General features: G+C 52.0%; 22 protein-coding genes. 3 read left to right on the plus strand and 19 right to left on the minus strand.

Features of this window, described 5'->3' with window-relative positions:
* Positions 1–50 precede the first annotated feature (50 nt).
* From ACI7RC_RS21535 to ACI7RC_RS21550, 4 genes are read right to left on the minus strand one after another with little or no spacing between them, the layout of a single operon-like run.
* Positions 51–1,187, minus strand: coding sequence for an MFS transporter (locus tag ACI7RC_RS21535; protein WP_408110251.1), 1,137 nt, complete (start codon positions 1,185–1,187; stop codon positions 51–53).
* Between the two features lie 42 nt (positions 1,188–1,229).
* Positions 1,230–1,619 (minus strand): VOC family protein, encoded by a 390-nt coding sequence (locus ACI7RC_RS21540; protein WP_408110252.1) that lies wholly within the window; start codon positions 1,617–1,619, stop codon positions 1,230–1,232.
* A gap of 45 nt (positions 1,620–1,664) precedes the next feature.
* Positions 1,665–2,126, minus strand: coding sequence for an NUDIX domain-containing protein (locus ACI7RC_RS21545; RefSeq protein ID WP_408110253.1), 462 nt, complete (start codon positions 2,124–2,126; stop codon positions 1,665–1,667).
* A gap of 43 nt (positions 2,127–2,169) precedes the next feature.
* Positions 2,170–2,367, minus strand: a complete 198-nt coding sequence (locus ACI7RC_RS21550; protein WP_408110254.1) for a hypothetical protein — start codon at positions 2,365–2,367, stop codon at positions 2,170–2,172.
* Positions 2,368–2,525: 158 nt separating this feature from the next.
* On the opposite strand from ACI7RC_RS21550, the gene ACI7RC_RS21555 reads away from it, so the two are divergent.
* On the plus strand, positions 2,526–2,993 hold the full coding sequence (locus tag ACI7RC_RS21555; RefSeq protein ID WP_408110255.1) for a DUF3995 domain-containing protein: 468 nt from the start codon (positions 2,526–2,528) through the stop codon (positions 2,991–2,993).
* Here the strand turns inward: ACI7RC_RS21555 and ACI7RC_RS21560 are convergent.
* From ACI7RC_RS21560 to glnA, 15 genes are all read right to left on the minus strand, one after another.
* Positions 2,983–3,462, minus strand: a complete 480-nt coding sequence (locus tag ACI7RC_RS21560) for a YbaK/EbsC family protein (protein ID WP_408110256.1) — start codon at positions 3,460–3,462, stop codon at positions 2,983–2,985. The genes ACI7RC_RS21555 and ACI7RC_RS21560 overlap by 11 nt on opposite strands.
* A gap of 34 nt (positions 3,463–3,496) precedes the next feature.
* Entirely contained in the window at positions 3,497–4,705 is a 1,209-nt protein-coding gene (locus tag ACI7RC_RS21565) for an MFS transporter (RefSeq protein WP_408110257.1), read from the minus strand.
* Positions 4,706–5,100: 395 nt separating this feature from the next.
* Positions 5,101–6,051: a ribose ABC transporter substrate-binding protein RbsB gene (gene rbsB, locus ACI7RC_RS21570; RefSeq protein WP_408110258.1), complete on the minus strand. Its 951-nt coding sequence runs from the start codon at positions 6,049–6,051 to the stop codon at positions 5,101–5,103.
* 23 nt (positions 6,052–6,074) lie between these two features.
* Entirely contained in the window at positions 6,075–7,031 is a 957-nt protein-coding gene (locus ACI7RC_RS21575) for an ABC transporter permease (RefSeq protein WP_408110259.1), read from the minus strand.
* The gene (locus ACI7RC_RS21580) at positions 7,021–8,529 is read right to left on the minus strand and encodes a sugar ABC transporter ATP-binding protein (RefSeq protein ID WP_408110260.1); all 1,509 of its coding nucleotides are present in this window, start codon (positions 8,527–8,529) and stop codon (positions 7,021–7,023) included. Before ACI7RC_RS21580 ends, ACI7RC_RS21575 begins: the two co-directional genes overlap by 11 nt.
* Positions 8,530–8,546: 17 nt before the next feature.
* Entirely contained in the window at positions 8,547–8,942 is a 396-nt protein-coding gene (gene rbsD, locus ACI7RC_RS21585) for a D-ribose pyranase (RefSeq protein WP_408110261.1), read from the minus strand.
* A gap of 4 nt (positions 8,943–8,946) precedes the next feature.
* A complete protein-coding gene (gene rbsK, locus ACI7RC_RS21590) occupies positions 8,947–9,876 on the minus strand; it encodes a ribokinase (protein ID WP_408110262.1) in 930 nt (309 codons plus the stop codon).
* Positions 9,873–10,871, minus strand: a complete 999-nt coding sequence (locus ACI7RC_RS21595; RefSeq protein ID WP_408110263.1) for a LacI family DNA-binding transcriptional regulator — start codon at positions 10,869–10,871, stop codon at positions 9,873–9,875. The genes rbsK and ACI7RC_RS21595 overlap by 4 nt, the downstream gene beginning before the upstream one ends.
* Positions 10,872–11,617: 746 nt before the next feature.
* The gene (locus ACI7RC_RS21600; protein WP_408110264.1) at positions 11,618–12,910 is read right to left on the minus strand and encodes an MFS transporter; all 1,293 of its coding nucleotides are present in this window, start codon (positions 12,908–12,910) and stop codon (positions 11,618–11,620) included.
* Positions 12,911–12,944: 34 nt separating this feature from the next.
* Positions 12,945–13,757 carry a MerR family transcriptional regulator gene (locus ACI7RC_RS21605; RefSeq protein ID WP_408110265.1) on the minus strand — a complete coding sequence of 271 codons (813 nt, stop codon included), beginning with the start codon at positions 13,755–13,757 and terminating at the stop codon, positions 12,945–12,947.
* Positions 13,758–13,772: 15 nt separating this feature from the next.
* The gene (locus ACI7RC_RS21610) at positions 13,773–14,519 is read right to left on the minus strand and encodes an SDR family NAD(P)-dependent oxidoreductase (RefSeq protein ID WP_408110266.1); all 747 of its coding nucleotides are present in this window, start codon (positions 14,517–14,519) and stop codon (positions 13,773–13,775) included.
* Positions 14,516–15,661, minus strand: coding sequence for a GerAB/ArcD/ProY family transporter (locus ACI7RC_RS21615; RefSeq protein ID WP_408110267.1), 1,146 nt, complete (start codon positions 15,659–15,661; stop codon positions 14,516–14,518). Before ACI7RC_RS21615 ends, ACI7RC_RS21610 begins: the two co-directional genes overlap by 4 nt.
* 136 nt (positions 15,662–15,797) lie before the next feature.
* Positions 15,798–16,013 carry a WYL domain-containing protein gene (locus ACI7RC_RS21620; RefSeq protein ID WP_408110268.1) on the minus strand — a complete coding sequence of 72 codons (216 nt, stop codon included), beginning with the start codon at positions 16,011–16,013 and terminating at the stop codon, positions 15,798–15,800.
* A gap of 196 nt (positions 16,014–16,209) precedes the next feature.
* Positions 16,210–16,536: a hypothetical protein gene (locus ACI7RC_RS21625; protein WP_408110269.1), complete on the minus strand. Its 327-nt coding sequence runs from the start codon at positions 16,534–16,536 to the stop codon at positions 16,210–16,212.
* A complete protein-coding gene (gene glnA, locus ACI7RC_RS21630) occupies positions 16,503–17,843 on the minus strand; it encodes a type I glutamate--ammonia ligase (protein ID WP_408110270.1) in 1,341 nt (446 codons plus the stop codon). The genes ACI7RC_RS21625 and glnA overlap by 34 nt, the downstream gene beginning before the upstream one ends.
* Positions 17,844–18,134: 291 nt before the next feature.
* Between glnA and ACI7RC_RS21635 the strand changes: the two genes are divergently transcribed.
* Together ACI7RC_RS21635 and asnB are read left to right on the plus strand one after the other, a co-directional pair.
* Entirely contained in the window at positions 18,135–18,506 is a 372-nt protein-coding gene (locus ACI7RC_RS21635; protein WP_408110271.1) for a MerR family transcriptional regulator, read from the plus strand.
* A gap of 96 nt (positions 18,507–18,602) precedes the next feature.
* Positions 18,603–20,447, plus strand: coding sequence for an asparagine synthase (glutamine-hydrolyzing) (asnB, locus tag ACI7RC_RS21640; protein WP_408110272.1), 1,845 nt, complete (start codon positions 18,603–18,605; stop codon positions 20,445–20,447).
* Positions 20,448–20,486: the final 39 nt, after the last annotated feature.

Genomic DNA, 20,486 nt, shown 5'->3' on the forward strand with positions numbered 1-20,486 from the left:
GTTGGAGATTGTGGTTTTTGCCCCGCAAAAAAATGGGGATCGCCCGCAATTTATGAACGGCTGCCCGTTCTCCGAATCACCATCGCCAGGATGACACCTACAGCGGACAGCATCGCCATCATCTTGTATAAGGCACTTCCCCCCAGTGTATCTAGTACCCACCCGCCGGCGACCGAACCGATAATCCCGGAAACGCCAAAAAACAAGACGGCAAGGATCGTCTGACCCGTCGCCTTCCATTCGTCGGGTATGACGGAGTAGAGATACTGCATCGAAGAAGCGTAAAAAAAGACAAAGGTAACCCCCTGGAGCAGTTGAAGGAAGACAATCAAGACTGGGTTATTCGTGACAGCAGTCAAGAAAAAGCGCACCGCGTAAAAAAGGCCCGCGATGGATATGATCTTCAATTCGTTACCCGGTTTTTGGAACCGGTGAACGATGGCAAAAAAAATGACTTCAATGATCGTCATGATAAACCAGGCGTACCCGACGTATTGCAGATTTCCACCGCTTCGTTCGATGTAGATGCCAATATACGTATCATTGATTCGATGAGGGATGGCGATGATCAACACCATCATAAAGAAAACCAGCGTCGTTTTTTGCGAAAGAAATCTTTTCAGATCTCGGAACCTAAGCGGCTTCTGGTTGGCTTGCACGTCATCCAGGGTGATACAGGTCATGAACGTCACGATTCCATATCCCAAAAACAGGTACACGATACTGGAAATGCCAAAATGATTGGTAACAGTACCGATGATGAGGGACGCAGTTGCGTATCCCATCGCTCCGTACATGCGGATGGAACCGTAGTGAACGCGATACCTCTGTGCGGATTGGTAATTGAGGCTCTCGCAGAGCGGGTCGGTGGGCATGAAAAAAAAGTACATCAGCCCAACCAATACGACCAGCGGCAGCGTGGCAGAAGATTGGAACAACAGGACGCCTAAACCGATGGAAACGCCGATAATCGCCAGCAGCACTCTTTTGATCGTCTTTCGCTTGTCGCAGACAATCCCCCAAAATGGCTGAGAGAATATCCCGATCACGCCACCCGCCCCTAAAATCATCCCGATTTCCGTTTTGGGAATCCCTTTTGCTGACAGGTAAAGGGGGAGAAAGGAGAGAAAGATCGCAAACAAGGAGAAGTAGCTGTAGTTAAACAAGCGCAATTTGTATACGGACATAGATGAATTCCTTTCTTCCATTTGGCTTGAGTACCGAGCGACTCATTCCTCCTCCGGATAGTGTGAGATCTCAATTAAATTTTGATCTGGATCCCGAATATAGACAGATTGGATCGGCCCCAGAGCGCCTGTCCTCCTGACAGGACCTTCCTCGACCGGAACTTGATGCTTGTGAAGGTGCGCAAGGATTTCCTCAGCCTTCATCCCGTCAGATATGAAGCACAGGTCGGCCGATCCCGGCGTCGGCTGTTTTGCTTTCGGTTCAAATTCCTTGCCTGCCTCATGCAAATTGATCTTTTGCTCGCCGAAGCGCAGCGCCTTTCTTCCCGCGCCAAAGGTTTCTTCCTCCATCCCAAGCACACGCGTATAAAAGTGGATCGTCTTATCGATGTCTTGTACAGTCAACACCAGGTGATCCAACCGCTTGATCATATCCGTCCCTCCTCGATATGCTGCATTTTCGATTCATTTCCCTATTCACAAGGCATCCCCAAGATATGTAGGGATTGGCTTGCCGTTGACATGATCAAACAAATAGGGAATCATGGCTTTGGGGAAGAAGTTTTCGTGTGACAAGTCGTCAAACCGAATCCATTCGATCGCCAGTTGATCATTGTCGGGGTCTAGACCAGGCTGTATGTCGCTCGAAGGAGCTTTCAATTCACACAGAAAGATGTGGTCGATTTGGTGAATATCTGCATCGTATTCGGCGAACTGGTGATTTTTTCCTATGTATTCGCGTACAAAGAGCAGTTCGATTACATCCACTTCTTGTCCAATTTCTTCCATGCACTCCCTGCGTACGGTTTGCTGCAGATCCTCCCCGTGCTGCTGTCCACCGCCAGGCAGAAAGTAACAATCGCCATAAGGCTGTCGCACTTTCACAGCTAAGATTTTATCATACTGGATAATGACGGCTCTTGCTGAATTTCTTATCACCTGTTTTCACCTCTCCTGCCGTTCAACGCTTCTGCAGCGATGACTAGTAAAACTCGTCCAACAACTGATAAAAACGCACCTTGGATTCATCCACCGCTTTTATGCCGTACGCCTCGAGAAAATACGGGACCAGTTCCCGGCCAAAGTAATAGATGACGCTCCTGATGGCCAAAGCCAAATCTTGGTACCTATCAGCAAATACGTCCGTGCTGGTGAATGTCCGATGGTAATTCTGTGCCAAGCAAATTCATTTGTCCATGTAACCAATGGCTCTGGTAGTGACATCGCTTGCATGCTCGTTCCCCGCTTTCTCAGGGTGGACCAATTGCCACACGCCAATGTAAAATGGTTGGAATCCTGTTTTCCAAGTGCTATGAGAATAAGGGAGTGAACAAAGCGATGCAAAGACAAAAGCTTTACGTCTATGCCGGATCCATTTGGTGCCTTCTGTTTGCCCTGATGAGTTTTTATTGGGCAGGCGGAGGAATGATCGGCGTACGTTCATTGGGAGGATTCATCTATCAAAAGGCACTGGAAAGAGAAGCTTCCTTTATAATGCTGGTTTGGCTGACCGGCATTGTTAAGGTATGCGGAGGGTTATTTCTCCTGTTGCTTCTCGGCAAATGGCCGAGAACCATAAACCGCCTTTTATACTCCCTCTCCCTATTGGCAGGCATTTTTTTGTTTTTATACGGGATGGCAAACTTTCTCTCCCTTGCCCTTTCCGCTTTCGGTCTGTTGGCCTTGCAGGTGGACAACTTTGCTCTTTGGTGGCGGCTGCTTTTTTGGGAGCCATTCTGGATGCTGGGCGGCGTTCTCGTGACGCTCGCCGCACGGGAGTTCAAAAAGGCTGCCGTCACTTTTTGACTTGCACAACCTGTCCGCCGGTGATTTGCACCAATACCTCCGGCGTCAGCTTAAAGACGGAATGCGGGGTTCCGGCTGCCGCCCAGATCTCTTCGTATTGAAATAAATCCTCATCGATATAGGGCTGAATGCCGGTTTGAAAGCCGACGGGAGCAACCCCGCCGATGACGTATCCGGTAAACTTCAGAACTTCGTCGGCATTCGCTTTTTCGATCTTTTCCCCTTCGAGCTGCTGGATTTTCTTCTCGTCTACCCGGTTGATTCCGCTGGCGATGACACATACCGGTCTTGCCGATTGCTTCGTTTTGAACAGCAGCGTTTTGGCGATTTGGCCTACCTGGCAGCCGATCATATTGGCCGCTTCCTGCGAGGTCCGCGTGGATTCGGCAAATTCGACGACCTGCAGTTCCAGGCCGAGTCGATCCAATACATCTTTCACCCTTTGCATGCTCTTGCTGGTTCGTTCCACAGTCCATTCCCCTCATCTTTCAAGTATGCTAGCATCAGCCGCGCAAGGCTTCATCCTTAGGCAGAAACACCGTGATCATTCCAATCAACGGCAGGAAAGCGCACAGTTTCATAATGAAAGCGATACTCGTCGCGTCCGCAATCGATCCCAGCAGCACTGAACCGAGCCCGCCCAGTCCGAACGCCAAGCCGAAAAACAAGCCTGACACCAATCCGACTTTACCGGGCAGCAGTTCTTGCGCATAGACGACGATGATCGAAAAAGCGGATGACATCACAAAACCTGCCCCCACGCACAAAACCCCGGACCAGAACAGATCGGCATAAGGCAATAGCAGCGAAAACGGAGCTGCCCCCAGAATGGAAATCCAAATGATGTTTCGCCTGCCGTAGCGGTCTGCCAACGGACCGCCGACAAACGTGCCTACGGCGGACGCCGCCAGGAATGCGAACAGGTACAACTGGGCTCGTTCCACGGAAAGCCCGTAATCCCCGATCAGATAAAACGAATAAAAGCTGGTGATGCCGGCCGAGTAGACGTTTTTCGAAAAGGTAAGCAGGACCAGGATCGCGATAGCAGCGCCGACTTGCCGCCTGGTCAAGCCGACGGGGCCGGCTGCAGCCTGCCCCTTCCCCTTCACCCGCGGCATAAGCTGCTGCTGGCGGTACCACCGGGCCACGTATACCTGGATGATGATCCCGGCCATGGCGGCAAAAGCGAGCCAGATCACGCCGAATTGCCCCAGGGGAACGAACAGAACGGCCGTCATGACCGGACCAAGCGAGCTGCCGATGTTTCCGCCCACTTGGAAAATGGACTGGGCCAATCCCCGCTTCGAGCCTGCCGCCAAATACGCGACCCGGGAGGATTCAGGATGAAACACCGCCGAACCGATCCCGATCGCAATGACGGAACACAGGACAAGGGCAAAATTTGGCGCCACGGACAACGACACGATCCCGAGAAACGTAAAACAGACCCCGATCGGCAGCATCGACGGGCGGGGCCGGACGTCTGAATACCACCCGACTGCAGGCTGCAGCAAGGATGCGGTGATATTCATCGCAAACGTAATCAGCCCAACCTGCGTAAACGTGAGGCCAAGCGATTGCTTTAGAATCGGAAAAAGCGCAGATATTGCGGACTGCATGGAATCGTTCAACAAATGGACTGCACTGATCGCAAGTAGGATCGAATAGACAGTCGTTGATACCGTTGCCGTTCTGGCGGCAGTCTGTGCCACTGTTAATTCCTCCCCATCTCCCACATCGAATCTTTCTTTCTACCCAGCCATACCTAAATAAAAAAACCTTTCATCCCCTCTACGCTTGTGACCGCGTAAAAAGGGACGAAAGGAGTTTTGCCCACCTTTCGTGGTACCACCCACATATACCGCACACTACTGTCGCACGCAGCCTCATTTTCATCCAGACCAGTCGACTTCGCATAAGCCTGAATCGTAGGAACGGTACGTGTGCGCCCCCGTTTTTTCCCTGGGACTGGCCAGATTGCCGGCCGACAGCCTTCAGGAAAATAGCTTAAGGGCATTATATTCCTGTTTTTTCCTCTCGTCAAGACCTGTCTGTCGGTTCCCTTACAGAGATACCCGATAAACAGGGTATGCTTTTCCCGACTTGTTTATTTCTTCGTGACCAATTCCAGATCGACCGGGATGGAGCTGTCCACTTGCTCCCCTTTGCTTACTTTAATGGCGGTTTCTACTGCTTTTGCACCGATGTCAGCCGGTTTTTGCGCAACGGTTGCGCCCATTTTGCCGTCGTTTACCGCTTTTACAGCGTCATCAGTGGCGTCAAAGCCGACCACGAGGATGTTCTTGTTGGCCGCTTCAATCGCCTGCAGTGCGCCCAGCGCCATTTCATCGTTGTGGGCAAATACAGCTTGAATGTCCGGGTTTCCTTGCAGGATGTTCTCCATGACGGACATCCCTTTGGCGCGGTCAAAATCGGCCGGTTGAGATGCAATTACTTTTACGCCGTCTTTGCCGTCAACCGCTTCATGGAACCCTTTTCCCCGGTCATTGGCTGCCGATGTTCCGGCAATCCCCTGCAGTTCGACAATGTTTCCTTTGCCGCCAATCGCGTTCAGGATATATTCGCCTGCCATCTTTCCGCCTTTTACGTTGTCGGAAGCGATGTGGGAAACGACTTTGCCGCTGTCGGCGGAACGGTCAACGGTGATTACCGGGATGTTCGCCTTATTAGCCGCTTCAACTGCAGTTCCGACCGCTGCGCTGTCTGTCGGGTTGATCAGGATGACGTCCACTTTCTTTTGAATCAGGTCTTCAATGCCGCTGATCTGTTTTGCCGTATCATCTTGCGCATCGACTACGATCAGGTCGGCGCCCGCATCTTTCGCAGCTTTTTCGGCCCCCTCTTTCAAGGTGACGAAGAACGGGTTGTTCTGCGTGGAAATAGCCAAACCAATCGTTACTTTGCCGGAAGCGCTGCCGCCGGAAGCTTGTTCAGGAGCCTTCGACCCGTTGTTCTCCAGACTGGATTGGGTGGAACAACCGGCAAGCGCTGCCAAAACCAGCGATGAAGCCAATGCCATTTTGATAAACTTTTTCATTGCTGCATCTCCCCTTAATTGATTTATTTATTAGATTTAGATCGGTCCAGCAACACTGCGATCAAAATGACGCCGCCTTTTACCACTAACTGATAGAAGGAAGAGACATTGAGCAGGTTGAGGCCGTTATCTAACACACCGATGATCATCGCGCCGATCAGCGTCCCGAATATCCAGCCTTTACCGCCGGACAAACTGGTACCGCCGAGCACGACCGCGGCAATCGCGTCAAGCTCATAGGAAGTGCCTGCCGTCGGCTGAGCGGAGTTCAGGCGCGATGTCAGAATGGCGCCGCTTAAGGCAGCGAACAGACCGCTGATGGTATAGACGAGGATTTTTACCCGGTCTGTCTTGATCCCGGACAGCCGTGTCGCTTCCTCATTGCTGCCCAAGGCGTATACATGGCGGCCAAAGGTTGTATGCTTCAGCACAAAATAAAGTATGGCAAAAGAGATCAGCATCCAGATGACCGGCATCGGGATCTCCAGAAAGAAGCCTTTGCCCAGCATACCGAATCCGTCATGCAGGCCGGTAATCGGTTTTCCCGAGGTATAGACCATGGTTAAACCGCGGAACAGCGTCATCGTGGCCAGGGTGGCGATAAAAGGCGCCACTTTCCCCTTGGAGATCAAAATGCCGTTGATGCTTCCCATCACCGCGCCGGCAAGCAGTCCGATCAGGACGGAGAGCCATGTATCCATTCCGCCCGCCATGAGTCCGGCTGTGATCGCACCGGAGAGGGCAAGGATGGAGCCGACCGACAAATCGATTCCGCCTGTCAAAATGACAAAGGTCATCCCAAAGGCAATCAAGGCATTAATGGAGATTTGCCGCAAAACGTTGAAAATATTGCTGACCGTTAGAAAATTATCACTTACGACCGAAAGGACAATGACGATTAAGGCAAGCCCGACGAACGGGCCCAGCTTTTGAAAAAAGCCCACATTTTTCTTTTTCGTTTGCACAACCTCAGCTTGCATACATATTCCCCCCTCCTGCCGCAGCATGCATAATTTTTTCCTGGGTTGCTTCCTCGCGGCTGAATTCCCCTGTTATGCGCCCTTCATGCATCACCAGAATCCGGTCGCTCATCCCCAGGACTTCCGGCATTTCGGAGGAGATCATGATGATTGCGACACCCTCCTGGGCCAGTTTGTTCATTACATCGTAAATCTCTTTTTTTGCCCCAATATCCACACCGCGCGTCGGTTCGTCCAGGATGAGCACTTTCGGCTTGGCGGCAAGCCACTTTCCAATTACTACCTTTTGCTGATTGCCGCCGCTGAGCGAGCCTACGGTTTGTTCCATCCCGGCTGTTTTAATCAACAGCTTTTTGATCGTCACATCCGCCAGCTCCGACTCCTTGCCGCGGTTGACGACCCGCAGGGCGGACAAGCTGGACAGATTGGGCAGGGAAAGGTTCTCTCTGACTGATTGGGAGAGGATCAACCCTTCTCCTTTGCGGTCCTCGGTAATCAAGGCTATCCCGGCGCTGATCGCGTCACTCGGCGAAGCGATGCGAACCTCCTCGCCATCCAGATAAATCTTGCCCGAATCGAACGCGTCTGCACCGAACAAGGCTCGTGCCAGCTCCGTCCGTCCTGCTCCCATCAGACCGGCTATACCCAGGATTTCGCCGCTGTTGACGGCAAACGAGATGTGCTGCAGCTTTCCTTTGCGGGATAACTCTGCTACCCGCAGCCGTTCTGCGCCCAACGGAATCTCTATTTTGGGAAAGCGATCCTTGATCTCGCGTCCGACCATCATTTTGACCAGCTCATCCATATTCGTTTCCGCCGTCACTCTCGTCCCTACGTACTGGCCGTCTCGCAGAACCGTAATCCGGTCGCTGATCTGGAAAATCTCCTCCATCCGGTGGGAGATATAAATCATGCCGACGCCGCGTTTCTTCAGGGAATCGATGACCCGAAACAGCGATTCAATTTCTCGGTTGGTCAATGCCGCTGTCGGTTCATCAAGCACAAGAATGTCTGCCTGAATCGAAAGCGCCTTCGCGATCTCTACCATCTGCTGCTGACCGACGGACAACTCTCCGACTACGGTGTTCGGGTCGATCTCCATGCCGAGCTCGGTCAGATAGCGCCTTGCTTCCGCGGCCATTTTCCGCCAGTTGATCACCCTTGTTTTACCCCAGGTATACTCCCGGCCAAGAAACATATTTTCTGCGATGGTCAAATGGGGGATCAGGTTTAACTCCTGATGGATAATTGCAATCCCCAACCTGGCGGCAAGATCGGTTGACATCTGCTGCTGCGCCTGGCCTTTTACGGTGATGGAACCGCTGTCCCGCTCGTAAATGCCGCCCAATATCTTCATCAGCGTCGATTTCCCCGCGCCATTTTCCCCCATCAAGGCCAAAACTTCGCCTCGCTGCAAGGTAAGCTCCACGCCGTCGAGCACCTTCACGCCGGGAAACGACTTGTCGATTTCCTTCATTTCCAAAAGTAATTCGGTCATGAAAACACCCCTGCCTTTTAGAAGATAACCCCTGCTTGCAAAATCACATTCGCATAGGGGGTACATTCTCCCGTTCGGATGATTGCTTTTGCCTGACTGGTCCGTTGTTTAAACTCTTCGTGACTGACGCTTGCCTGCTCGACACCGGCCAACAGCGAATCGATCTGTTTCAATAAATCCGGGCTGGCGGTCTGTATCTCCTTGGCCACAATCACCTTTTCCACTTGCATCTCCAAGAGGACCGCTCGAAGTGTATCGAGAAACGGGGGAAGGCCCGGAGTCAGAGCCAAATCGATCCGTTTCACGTTTGGCGGAATCGGCAATCCGGCGTCGCAAATCACGATTTGATCCGTATGTCCCAATTCGCTGATGACCTTGGAAAGTTCACTGTTTAACAAACCTGTTTTCTTCATGATGTCACCCTTGTATTTGTTCAAAATGTGCTACTTCATCGCTCGTTGGCATTCCGCGCTGGGCTCCCAGCCTGGTTACGGCCAGGGCAGCTACTCTGCCGGCATAAGAGACAGCCTCGGCAAGAGATTTTCCGCTTGCCAGGGCAACGGCAAATCCTGCGTTGAACGAATCGCCCGCTCCCGTCGTGTCGACTACTTCTACTTTGTGGCCGGCCGCTTTGCCAAGCTGCCCGCCGCGTACAAGGTAAGCCGCTCCTTGTGCCCCCAGCGTGGTGATGACGGTTTGTACGCCTTTTGCCAGCAGGCGCTTCATCGCTCCCGTCAACTGCTCATCCCCTTCGCCGGATATTCCGGAGAGCAATGCCAGCTCCGTCTCGTTGGGAATGATCACGTCGACATGTTGATACAGCTCGTCGGGAAGCTCGCGTGCCGGCGCCGGATTGAGTACCACTTTCTTGCCCAGCGCTTTTGCCCGCTTCGCCGCATGGACGACTGTCTCAAGCGGGATCTCCAGCTGCAGGAGAATGACATCCGCCTGCTCCAGCGCTTCCATGTGGCGGTCAACATCTTCAGGCAGACAGCGGTAATTGGCTCCCGGCACGACGATGATGCTGTTGTCTCCCTGCGACAGCAGGATCGATGCAATGCCCGTCGCCACTTCCGCAACCGTTTTCACCGTTTGAGTTCCGATGCCGTCCTGTTCAAGAGAGGCGAGCAATTGCGCACCAAAAGCGTCATCTCCCACGGCTCCGATCATCCGTGTCTTTGCGCCCAACCTGGCTGCCGCAACCGCCTGATTGGCCCCCTTGCCGCCGGGGATAAAATGAACCTGATTGCCGCTCACTGTCTCGCCCATTGCCGGCGGTCTGTCTGCTTCCACCACGATATCCATGTTTAAGCTGCCGATCACGACAACCTGCGGAGCCGTTTTCATCGCTCGTTCACCCTCCTCGTCGAATCGCGCTGTACCAGCGTTACATCAAGCTCATACAGCTTTATCTCCTCTGTTCCCGTCACGATCTTCTCGATCAGGACCCGGGTGGCCAAGGCACCCATATCATAAATCGGCTGAGCGATGGTGGTTAACTCCGGCTCGGTCACTTCTGTCAGGCCGATGCCGTCAAACCCGCAAACCGCCACATCCTTCGGCACACGGATGCCCATCCGGTTCAGTCCCTTGATCGCGCCGATCGCCATCAGGTCGTTTCCTGCAAAGATGCCGTCTACGTCCGGATGCTTGCTCATCAGCTCCTGCACCGCCCGCAGTCCGCCGTCAATGCGGAAAAAGCCGGGGACCATCAAGCTTGGCGAAAACCAGGAAAACTCCTTGACCGCTTCCTCATATCCCGAAAGCCGTTTTTTCGCCGTGACCAATTCCTGCGGTCCGTAGATATGGGCGATTTTTTTGCAGCCCACCTCCTGCAAATGCTTGACCGCCAGCTTGGCCCCTTCCTGATTTTTGGAGCGGATCACGCTGCAAATATTGCTCATCGGCGCCCGGTCGAGCACCACCAGCGGAACCTTGCCCAATCTCTCTACATCGTCCTGCTCCAGCGTATTGGAGGCGAAAATAATGCCGTCGATGTACTTCTTTTTTAACACTTCGATATATAACTTCTCTTTTGAACCTTGGTCATCCGAGTTGCATAAGATCACCGTATAGCCGTGCGACTGGGCCATGTCTTCCACCGCCCGCGCCACCTCCGGAAAAAACGGGTTAGAGATGTCCGGCAGGACCAGCGCGATCGTTCCCGTCTGCTTGCCTGCCAAGCCTCTGGCAACGGCATTCGGTTCATACCGAAGATGCTCAATCGCCCTTGTTACCTTCTGTTCCGTCTCTTTATTGACATAGCCATTCTTGTTTATTACGCGTGATACCGTGGCTACTGATACCCCCGCCAGCTTTGCTACATCGCGAATCGTCGCCATTCCCTCTCCACCGCCATATATGTGTAACCGGTTACACATCATATAAAAAAATAAAGAAAAAACATCATATCTATCATCTGTAACCGGTTACACATTTTCTGCTTATACTATACGCTCGGCCAGTGAGCGGTGTCAAGAGCCTTTCTTTGTCAAAAGTTGTTCGCCGCCATAGACGCTTTCTTTGCATGGCAGAGGCCTCCCCGTAAAGAAGGCCTTCATCATGAAAGGAATTCAAGAAATTTCTTGAACACACTAGTGAGAAAAACGTCCTTCCGATAGATAAAAACGACATCCGTCTTTTCATTTGTTTTTAGCGCCGCTCTTCGGGGTACTGTCAGGCAGCTTGCTGCTCGGCGAGGCGATTCACTGGTACGTTGGGGCGGGAGCTGTTTGCAGCTGACAGAGAAGAGCCCGCATTTTTTCCCATGAAAAAAAGGACAGAAAATGAACATAACGTCCATCTTCTGTCCTCATGAATTGGCTGCAAACCGTACAGATAAAAAAACTGTGCATAAGAACACAGTTGTTTGCCGTCAATTACCTGTCACAGATAATAGATGATGTCCCATGTTCTTAACTAATCGGGGCAAATCCATTTTCCCATGCGGACAGAAACCACTCATAAAGCGGTTTTTTCTACAACTGGATTGCCTCTATCCAATTCTTTAGTTAAGAACCCACGCAGACATCAAGACATCCCCTGTCTTTGAAATTACCCTTTATCATAATTGGAAAAGAACGGCGATTCAGGCATGATCCGCTTCAGAGCGAATTGACCCAGACGCATTCGCGCTCCCCCGATAAACAGGCAAGGTAAACAAGAGGCCGATCAGAAAGAATCCGCCCGCCAGTAAAAACAAGCTGGTCAGAGAACACATTTCTTTCAGGATGCCGGCCACGCTCATCATCGCAACCATGGACCCTGTCATCAGCGGCGTGCGAATCCCCATCACCCGGCCGATGAATGCTGCGTCCGTCTGCCGCATCACCAGTGCGTTGTTCCCGACAAAGATGGCCGGCTGCAGCAACGCCAGGACAAACTGGGCCAAAAGCGTCAGCCACAATACCTGGGACAGTCCGATCCCGACAATCGCTGCGGCATTTACCAACAGGCCCAAAGCGAGCAGCCTCTCTGGTGCGATTTTGCTGGCTGCAGCGAAAGTTAATACGCCTCCGATGATCTCCCCCAATCCGTATGGAATCGACATCCACTGCAGGTAATGCGGCGGCAGCCCAAGTTTCTCGGTCACAACAAAAATCGAGAGCGGCGAGATCAGTCCCACTCCCAGGCCAACCGCCGCAAAACACAAGCTTAAGAACAACAGGTTCCTTTGAGTACACACGCAGCGGATACCCTCGGCCATTTCTCTGAACAGGGAAGTCTGCTGTCCGGCACCAGCCTCCCTCGATAGCTCGCGGTCTGCCGGGATGAGTGTCAGCATCGCGCCGGACAGCAGGAAAGCGATTCCTGTCAACACCATCGCTGTCACGATCCCAAAGCTTTGGTAGACAAGGGTTCCAAGCAACGGCCCCAGCACCATAAACACTGCGAATACGGTTTGCAGCAGCGAGATGCTTCCGGTTTGCATTTGCTCATCCGGCAGGTGCTGCTTAAACAGCTTCATCCCGGACGGCTGTGAGAACTGGGAACAGATGGCAGAACCTAAAGTCGCCAGGAAAACCGCCTGCCATTCTCCGAAGAGCAGCGCCGCCAGCACGAGAAATACCGAGACAGCACTCAGGACGTCACACCAAACCATCGTTTTTTTCGGCTTCCAGCGGTCCGCAAAGACACCGCCAATAAAAGAAAACAGAAAAATCGGCCCGTACTCGGCCACCGAGATCATGGATACGGCAAAAGCGTCACCGCCGCTTTTCTCCATGACAAAGAGCAAAACAGAAAAATTCCGCACCCAAATGCCGATCTGAGAAAATACGCTGGAAAGCAAACTGACCTGGACAAACGGGTGACGCAAGACTGCCTTTGGAGATGACAACGCAATCCTCTCCCTTCCTGGATGATGGTACCGTCCTACCATAAATCCTCCTGTCGGGGGAGAGTCAAGCGCAAGTCTACAAGCGTGTCACCGGAATCTGAATTTCGGTAATGTGTTTGTCTGTGTCTTCCGTGGTCAAATATCCTACCAGATGCACTTCCCGAACAGAACCGTACATCCGATACCCGTTTTCCTCGATCCATTTCTGCAGCGCGGTGTAGGCATCAGCCAACGTTTCACTGCTCCCTCTGTGAATGACACAGGCCGCTTCCTTTACCGGCTCCAATGTCCGAAAACGAATCCGCTCTGTTTCAGACATGTCGCCTGCATATGGGACAGCAACCTCGATATTGGCCCCGCCCGCGGCTTCGACGTCCAGATAAAGGGCGATAGGCGTCAGCATTTTGGGATGCTTCCCGCCAATATGTGACAGAAGCTCTTCCCACAAGGCATGCTGCTTGGCGTAATCTTCCGTCCACTCCCGAATGGAGATCACCCGCAATGGCTCCACTTCTTTTATGACAACATCGTATTTCAACAAGTCGGGTTTCCCCTCTTGAATATTTCGAATAAAGGACTGCAAACGAGCCAATTTCTCCCGCAGCTCCCTGATCTCCGCCTGCAGTTCACGTTCTCTATGGCGCAGCGTGGTAGCGACAAGATTGGTCGTGAGCGGGTTGTCGACCATTTGGGCGATCTCGGCTAAAGAAAAACCCAAATCCTTGAGTACCAAGATGCGGTGCAGCCTGGGCAATTGGCTTGCCGAATAATAGCGATAACCGGTTTGCGGATCAATGCTTTCCGGTTTGAACAGGCCGATCTCGTCGTAATGGCGGAGCGTTTTTATGGAAATTTTGTTTAATCTGGAAAAATCCCCGATTTTCAACATTGCCCAAACCTCTCCTTACTCCAGGTAGATCATTTTTCTGGTCATCCCGCCGTCTATCACCAGATTTACCCCGTTGATAAAATCGTTGTTTGGATCGGTAAGGAACAAACAGGCGCGGGCAATATCCTCCGGTTTGCCTACCCGCTGGGACGGGTGCTGCAGATGGTCTTCCTGCCGGAGTTTTTCGTAATCCCCCGTCTCAATCCACCCGGGACTGATGGCATTTACCCGAATGTGGTCCGGTCCGAGCGAGACGGCGAGCGCATGGGTCAAGGAGAGGATCCCTCCTTTTGTAGCGGCATAAGCTTCTGAGTCAGGTTCTGACATCAGCGCACGGGTTGAAGCGAGATTGATGATCGACCCGCCGCCGTGCTTTCTCATGATTTTTGCCGCTTCACGGGAACAGAGGAACGTTCCTCTGAGGTTCGTATCGATGATGGTATCCCATTCATCGACAGTCAGTTCATAAGGCGACTTCCACTTGCTGAGCCCGGCATTATTGATCAGAATCCCGATTCCTTCAGCCGTTTCTTGTATGTCGCCAAAAAAACGCTCGATCTCCTCAGGCCGGCTCAGGTCGAGAACCCGTGAGTACACGGAACCTCCCGCATCCTCGATAAGCCGGGCAGTCTGCTGCAAACCGTCCGGATCTTTATCTGCGATGATCACGCTTGCTCCTTGTTGGGCATATGTTATGGCAATCGTACGGCCAATTCCTCTTCCTGCCCCCGTCACGATTACTGCTTTTCCTGCTATCGTCATTGTTTTTTCTCCTCTCCTTTGTCATTTATCTGTTTTCGCCTCTTTTTCCGCAAGGCAGCTGCGCAGATCAACAATAATGGCAGAAGCAGACTGTATGTCGCATCAAATAAGGGCCAGTAAATCCTCTCTACAGTAAGCAGGTAAGCGATATTCGGACTGATGATGATCGACAGTGGAATGAGAATCATCCCCAGCGGAAGCGTCAGCGCCCGATACTCCTTTAATCTCAACATCTGCGCCAACCCAATACTTAGTCCATAAACATACAAAATGAATTTGAAGAAAATCGTCAGGAACCAGATAATCGCCACAACCACTTCGAACCTGCGGATGAATTCACCTATGTTAATTTTTTTGGCTAACGTATAGCTGGGGTATAAATGTCTGGTCGTAAAATCGACGCCAAGAACGAGAATGGCCAAAGTGGTTACAAGGAATAAAACCGCCCCTCCCCATACCATCCCTGCGACCAGGCTGTTTCTCACTTTTTTTCTCGCATCGGTGTTCACATAAGGCAAAACCATCAGAACAATCACCAGTTCCATAAACGGGTAGGCAATAAATGTGATTGATCCTCGCAAGATGGGTTTAACCCCACCCTCAAGGACTGGCTTTATGTTTTGGAAATGGGCTTGAGGCAGCAAAGCGATGGTTAAAAACAAGACAAGGATGATCGCCCAAGGGAAAAAGATTTCTGCCGTGCGGGCAATGGATTCCAATCCCAACCGGACTCCCATCAGCACGATGAGAAGAAAGATGATGTGAATGGCTTCGATCGGAGTTTGCGGCAGGATGTTGGTCGTTAAAAAATCTCCAATTTCCCTCAGATACGCTGCTGAATTAATGAAACAATACCCTAAAAATAACAGCGAGACAACCGTTCCCAACCACTTCCCGAGGATTTCTTCGCTATACTCGATCAAAGTCAAATCAGGATGCCGTTTCCAAACCGCATAATACAAAAATCCCAGCAAGGATCCGACGATCACGCTAAAAACGGCTACGATCCAAGCGTCTTGTTTTGCTTCCATGGCGGGAATGGCAGGCAAAACCAGGATCGAATCTCCAATTGTGGCTAGTATTACCAACACTGTAAACTGTTTCAGGGATATTTGGCCGTTTTGCAGCATGCATGCAGTCATTCCCTCTGGTAAATTTGTTCAAGCCTTTCTCATTATTTACATACGGCGGTTTTTGTAACCAGTCCTTAGGAGGATATTAAGCGTGCTTCCAGTACTTGATTCGCCACATCATATCGCCAGGAACTTTTGCTTGGGGTCAGACTGCGTGTCGATTCACCACTGGTTCGATGGCTAGGATGTTCTCCAAAGCGAATACCCGAGGTGCCCTGCGTACCATGCAATATGCCTTCAAATGATGGTTCGTTACGTGCAATGGCCGCAGTGTTCGTTTTGTCGTCTGTCCATTCTGATCCAGGTAGATCATCCGCACAAGCTGATGGTTTTTACATGCCCGTTCCAATTCCTTTTTCATCGTGTTCGCCTCCATACGGGAACGTTAGTTATCTAAACCAATCACGAAACTGAGCACAAGATCGCTGAATGAAGGAAAGTATTATCATGCGCAATTGTATGATTAGTATATAAATAAGAACACAAGTTCGCAACCTATGTTTGATGGAAATCATGTTGTAGACTGACATCCCCTTGTCTACCGTCTGTGCTGAGGATTAAAGTTCCATCGCGGCAACTATCAAGTACTTGGACCTATTAAATAAAAAAACCGCGATAAACGCGGATAGAATCGGCCCATCATCTGAATCCTGCGCCCATTTGCCCCCAAGCGACTCTACTGTTGGAGCTGTTCCCTTGATAGCTGGAAAATGCCGGGGGTCTGCGATCTTGCCAGTCACTTCCATGCCAGCATACAGAGCGAGATGCTTTCCCGGCAATCGGCGTACCTGCTGCCGTTGCTTGATAACAAAGAGCCCCTGCATCCGAAAAATGCAGGGGTTCGTCACTGTTAGTACGTATTCATGTACTGGTTGCGCTCCCACGGATGAACCTCCACGCGGAACAGGTCCCATTCAATCGCTTTCGCTTCGATAAACCGGGAGACGATATGCTCGCCCAGCGCATCTGTCACTACCGCATCCTGTTTCAATTCCTCCAGCGCTTCCTTCAGTGTGGCCGGCAGACTGTCAATATTTTTATCTTTCCTTTCCGCTTCGTCCATCGTGTAGATGTTTTGGTTGGTGGCAGGGCCGAGCGGCAGTTTGTTTACGATGCCGTCCAAGCCTGCTGCCAGCATGACGGCCAGCGCCAGATACGGGTTGGCAACGGGATCCGGATTGCGCAGTTCAATTCGGGTGCTAAGTCCTCTGCTGGCGGGTACGCGAACCAACGGACTGCGGTTTTTCGCCGACCAGGCCACATAGCAGGGAGCCTCATAGCCGGGAACCAAACGCTTGTAGGAGTTTACGGTCGGATTGGTGATCGCGGCAAATCCCCTGGCATGTTTGAGCAGGCCCGCCAGATAGTGTTTGGCTGTTTCGCTTAAACCCAACTCGTCGGATTCGTCGTAAAATGCGTTTTCCTTGCCTTTGAACAGCGATTGATGGCAGTGCATCCCCGAGCCATTGATGCCGTACAGCGGCTTCGGCATAAAGGTGGCGTGCAGCCCGTGCTGTCTGGCAATCGTTTTGACGACTAGTTTAAACGTCTGGATATTGTCAGCTGCCTCGATGGCGTTGGCGTATTTAAAATCGATCTCATGCTGACCGGGAGCCACTTCATGGTGTGAGGCCTCGATTTCAAAGCCCATGTCTTCCAGCGTCAGAACGATGTCGCGCCGGCAGTTTTCGCCCAGATCGCTCGGGGCCAGGTCAAAGTAGCCGCCTTGGTCGTTCACATCCAGCGTCGCATCCCCGTTGGCGTCGGTCTTGAACAAGAAGAACTCCGGTTCCGGGCCGACATTCATCGCGGTAAAGCCCAGTGTTTCCGCCTGTTTCAACACGCGCTTTAAAGCTCCGCGCGGATCACCGGCAAAAGGCGTTCCGTCCGGATTGTACACATCACAGATCAAACGGGCCACCTTGCCGTTCCCGGTCAACCAGGGGAAGATCATCCAGGTGTTTAATTCGGGCTGAAGGATCATGTCTGATTCTTCGATCCTGACGAAGCCTTCGATCGAGGAGCCGTCGAACATCATTTTATTGTCCAGCGCCTTCGGCAGTTGGCTGACGGGAATCTCCACATTTTTGATAATGCCCATTAAATCGGTAAATTGCAGGCGGATAAACCTGACATCCTCCTCTTTCGCGATTCGCAGTATGTCTTCTTTTGAGTAGTTTTTCGCAACCATATGCACCCCTCCAAGTCTGATCAATGACAAGATCATTTTTTCACACAAAATCCTCTTGCACCATAGTTATGTAAGATAATCTAACACAAAATGTGCAAAATTCACGGATTTTCAACCTGCCTACCTTCTTTTTTTCTTCCCTTACGTCAATACGGAAATTTATATGTTATATTATCTGACATAAATGTTTTTCAAGCATAAGTCTTGTGTTATTTTTACCTGTAAATAACTTGCAGCTCCGTGATATTCGCTTCTCTCAGAACGAAGATTGAACACAAGGAGGGATTGAAAGTGGCATCATACAGAGAGAAAAAAGTGATCCCAATCGGTACTGTCAGCGAATTGACGGGGTTGTCCGTAAGACAGATCAGGTATTACGAAGAGCGAAAGCTGGTAATCCCGGATCGCACGAAGGGCGGTACGCGAAAGTTTTCGTTTGAAGATGTCGACACTCTGGTGGAGATCGCAAATAAAATGGAAGACGGCCTGCATACTTTTGAGATCCGCAAGCTGCGGGAAAAAGAGAAGACCCGCTTTAGCAAGGAGAAGATCCGCGAGGAGTTGCTGAAGGGTCAGATCAACGCCCAGTTTAACCGGCATCAGACGCTCAATCAATCCAACAGTATGTTACATTATATAACAAATATGTTGAATTCTGATTAATCCCGCTCCAATAATTTCGACTAACCACAGCCTAAGATCAAACATAATCTAAACTCGTGCGGGACCATTCTACCTACCTCAAGGAGATGATTTGACATGTGCGGCATTACTGGTTGGATCGACTGGCGCAAGGATTTAAGCGGCTATCCGGCCATTCTTGAAACTATGACCCGAACGCTCACCCATCGCGGACCGGACGCGTCGGGGGTCTGGATATCCCGTCACTGCGCACTGGGACACACGCGGCTGAGCGTGATCGATCCCGAAAACGGGGCTCAGCCGATGACCCGTACAGCGGGCAGCTATCCCTATACGATCGTGTACAACGGAGAGCTTTACAACGCGCCGGAGCTGCGCAGACAGTTAATAGAGAGAAATCACGCTTTTCAGACAACTTGTGACACCGAGGTGCTGCTCTTCTCTTACATCGAATGGGGAAAATCCTGTGTCGAACGATTCAACGGCATTTTCGCCTTTGCGATTTGGGACGACCGGGAACAGACGCTGTTTCTCGCCCGCGATAGATTGGGCGTGAAGCCGCTGTTTTACGTCCATCAAAACGACATGCTGCTGTTTGGGTCCGAGCCCAAGGCAATCCTGGCCCATCCCGACTTTCCTGCAGAAGTCGACGCCGAGGGCTTGGCGGAGGTATTCGCCATCGGTCCCGCCCGCACCCCTGGCCACGGCATCTTCCGCCACATGGCTGAACTGAAGCCGGGTTATTGTATAGAGTTTACCCAAAACGGCTTGGCGAAACGGGCCTATTGGCAGCTTGAGAGCAAGCCCCATGAAGATGATCTGGAAACGACAGCGGCGCGCATCGGCGATTTGCTTAGGGATGCAGCGGTGCGCCAACTCGTCTCTGACGTGCCGCTCTGTACCATGCTGTCCGGTGGAGTCGATTCCTCGGCATTAACGGCGCTGGCTGCCCGCCAGTATGCGAGCGACAACCGAGGCCGCCTGCACACGTTCTCTGTCAATTACGTTGACAACGACAAGTACTTCCAGGCGAACGCTTTTCAGCCGAATGCCGACGCTCCATGGATTGCACGAATGTCCGACTTTCTTGGCACCCGGCACCATGAGATTCTGTTTGATACCCCCGATCTCATCGAATCGCTGTACGCTTCCGTCTACGCCCGGGATACGCCGGGAATGGCCGATGTCGATGGCTCGCTGTATTTGTTCTGCCGGGAAATCAAAAAACACGCCACGGTTTCCGTATCGGGAGAAGCGGCCGATGAAATATTCGGCGGGTATCCCTGGTTCCACCGGGAAGAAATGCTGTCGGCCGACACGTTTCCCTGGTCGCTCGCGCTCGACTCAAGAGTCGGTCTGCTGGCTCCGGAGTTAACCGACTGGATGCAGCCAGAGAAGTACGTACAAAGACGCTACCAGGAAGCGCTCCTGGAGGTGCCGAGGCTGCCCGGCGAAACGCCGCAGCAAAACCGGATGCGGGAGATGTCGTATCTGAGCATCACGCGCTTCATGCCGACGCTGCTCGACCGGAAAGACCGCATGAGCATGGCCTGCGGTTTGGAAGTGCGCGTCCCATTTTGCGACCACCGGCTGGTCGAATACGTGTGGAACATCCCGTGGGAGATGAAGATGACAGGGAACCAGGAGAAAGGCATCCTGCGCAAAGCGCTAGTCGGTGTCCTGCCGGAAGACGTCCTCCACCGCAAAAAAAGTCCGTACCCGAAAACGCACAACCCCAATTACCTCACGGCTGTCCGCCAGCACATGATGGAGATCTTGCAAGACAGCTCATCACCGCTGCTGCCGTTGATCGACCGGGAGCGAGTCGGCGCCATGGCCAAAGCAGAAGCTACTGAGCTGTATACGCCCTGGTTCGGCCAATTGATGAGCGGACCGCAGATGTTTGCCTATTTGATCCAGGTGGACGCCTGGCTGCGGAGGTACAAGGTGTCTATCCGGTGAATGCTCCCACCGCCTGAAGAGGCGGGGGCTTCTTGTTTC

It is taken from the genome of Brevibacillus sp. B_LB10_24 (assembly GCF_046036945.1).
Lineage (GTDB): Bacteria > Bacillota > Bacilli > Brevibacillales > Brevibacillaceae > Brevibacillus_C.